This window comes from Streptomyces sp. NPDC058964, from assembly GCF_042741275.1.
In the GTDB taxonomy this organism is placed as follows: Bacteria; Actinomycetota; Actinomycetes; order Streptomycetales; family Streptomycetaceae; genus Streptomyces.
In genome coordinates this window covers 1-1,149 of sequence record NZ_JBHYKH010001034.1, presented here as the reverse complement: position 1 = coordinate 1,149, position 1,149 = coordinate 1, and the positions used below count along the sequence as shown (strand labels likewise).

The window sequence follows — 1,149 nt, the reverse complement described above, 5'->3', positions numbered from 1 at the left end:
CGGCGTTCTCCCAGTATCCGAAGTCCATGCACCACGAGCAGCCGATCGAGGCGGCCGAGGCCATCACGGCGAGCGCCTTCAGGTCGGAGTCCAGCTTCTTCCACTTGGCGACGGACTGCTCGAAGCGCAGGTCGCCCCAGAGCACCCGCGGATTGTGGGCGAGCGCCTTGCCGGGGTCCAGGACCTTGCCGTACGTCCGCCGGGAGTACCACTCCATCACGCGGAAGAAGATCGTGCGGGGCGGGTCGAGCGATACGCGGGCCATGGGGGCCACCTTCCTGTCCGTCGGTCGTGCCGTGTGCTACCGGGCGCTCTGCGGGACGCCCGCACCGGTACGACGGACGGAGGGAACACAGATGTGACATCGGTCGTTCGAGTGACGTCGGGCAACAGTCGCACGAGACGACAAGGAGAGCCCGATCCACTTCACCTGGAGGTACCGTGGCCGCTCTCCGTTTCCCGAGTCCGGCGTTCAGCGTGCCGCGGCCCGCGGCCTTCGGCGTGGACCCGTACGGCGAGCGTATGGCGCGCATTCGCAGATCGCCCCACTTCCGTGACGGGGCCTTCCAGAATCCCGGGGGCAGAGCTCGGACTTGTCCCTCCGGCTCGGCTGTCGAGCTCGCCAGGGCCTACGTCAACAAGGAGGCGCGGCTCCTGCGGGCCCCGCAGGGCCCGGTCTCGGTGCACGCCACCACCCTCGCCGATCTTGCCCGGCCATCTGCCACCGGTCTGCGTCTGACCTGGATGGGGCATTCCAGCGTGCTCGCTGAGATCGACGGGCAGCGGGTGCTGTTCGACCCCGTGTGGGGCGATCGCTGCTCCCCGTTCCCCTTCGTCGGCCCCAGGCGTATGCACCCCGTCCCGTTGCCCCTGGACGCTCTCGGCCCCGTCGACGTCGTCGTCATCTCCCACGACCACTACGACCACCTGGACCTGCCCACGATCAAGGCGCTGGCCGGCACGGACACCCGGTTCGCGGTGCCGCTGGGCGTGGGCGCCCACCTTGAACACTGGGGCGTCTGTGCCGACCGGCTGTGCGAGCTGGACTGGCACGAGTCGGCCCACGTCGGCGGCCTCACGCTCACCGCCACCCCGGCCCGGCACTTCTGCGGACGCGGCCTGCGCAACACCCAGCACACCCTCTGGGCG

Annotated in this window: 1 protein-coding gene and 1 pseudogene; one reads left to right on the top strand and one right to left on the bottom strand. The window is 69.9% G+C overall.

The genetic code is table 11. From position 1 onward, the window contains the following. Positions 1-265 (bottom strand): annotated as a pseudogene (locus ACFW2E_RS47460) (carboxymuconolactone decarboxylase family protein); the annotation flags it as partial. A gap of 176 nt (positions 266-441) precedes the next feature. On the opposite strand from ACFW2E_RS47460, the gene ACFW2E_RS47455 reads away from it, so the two are divergent. After that, a partial coding sequence (locus ACFW2E_RS47455; RefSeq protein ID WP_384478530.1) for an MBL fold metallo-hydrolase occupies positions 442-1,149 on the top strand: 708 nt, incomplete at its 3' end.